The 1,089-nt window shown below is 67.4% G+C and carries 1 protein-coding gene; it reads right to left on the bottom strand.

Annotation, left to right across the window (positions count from 1 at the left end; translation table 11 throughout):
• On the bottom strand, window positions 1-1,089 hold a 1,089-nt coding region (locus tag AB4112_RS35970; protein ID WP_441727261.1), incomplete at both ends, for an amino acid adenylation domain-containing protein.

Here is a 1,089-nt window from a genome sequence, read left to right as displayed (position 1 = left end):
CGGTGAGGGCGGCCTCGATCTCGCCGGGCTCGATGCGGAAGCCGCGGATCTTGAGCTGGTGGTCGGCGCGGCCTAGGAAGTCGAGGACGCCGTCGGGGCGCCAGCGGGCGAGGTCGCCGGTGCGGTACATGCGGGCGCCGGGAGGCCCGAAGGGGCAGGCGACGAAGCGCTCGGCGGTCAGGCCCGGGCGGTTGAGATAGCCCCGCGCCAGACCCGCCCCCGCGATGTACAGCTCCCCCGGCACTCCCACAGGCACCGGATGCAGCCCACCGTCCAGCACATACACACGCGTGTTCCAGATCGGCGCTCCGATCGGCGGATCGACCGCTTCGGACAGGGGCGCGCTGGCCGTGGCGCATACCGTCGTTTCCGTCGGACCATAGGCGTTGAACACCCGGCGTCCAGCCGCCCATTGTCTGATCAGGCCCAGAGAACATCTATCGCCAGCGATGATGAGGGCACAGCTTTGTGGAACATCCTCCGCTTGTAGGGTCGCGAGGACTGCCGGCGGCAGGACGACATGGCTAACGGCATTTTCTTGAAGCAGGGCCGACAGAGAATCCCCGGCAAGGAGATGTTTTCTCGGAGCGATAACCAACGTCGCTCCGGCCTCCAGCGTCACGACAATCTCCCACACAGCAGCATCGAAGCTTGGCGACGAGAATTGAAGAAGGCGACACCCCTGATGGATGTCGAACAGCGTCAGATGAGCGTAAATCAGGCTTGGAATGCCGGCATGGGAGACGAGGACGCCCTTTGGAGTTCCGGTGGAGCCGGAGGTGTAGATGAGATAGGCGGGGTGGAGGGGTTGGAGGGGGTGCAGGCGGGTGTCGTCGGTRGGGTTGGTGTCGGGGGAGCGTTCGAGCTGGGCGAGGAGTGCGGTGTCGTCGAGGCGGAGGAGCGGGGCGGTGTCGGGCAGGGCGCGGCCGGCGGTGCCGGCGGTGAGGACGAGCCTGGGGTCGGCGTCCTTGAGCATGAAGGCGAGGCGCTCGGGGGGGTATGCGGGGTCGAGCGGGAGGTATGCGGCGCCGGCCTTGAGGGTGGCGAGGAGGCCGACGACCATGTCGATGGAGCGTTCGAGGCAGAGGG

The organism is Inquilinus sp. 2KB_23 (assembly GCF_052115705.1).
In the GTDB taxonomy this organism is placed as follows: Bacteria; Pseudomonadota; Alphaproteobacteria; order DSM-16000; family Inquilinaceae; genus Inquilinus; species Inquilinus ginsengisoli_A.
This window is presented reverse-complemented; position numbering and strand designations above follow the sequence as displayed.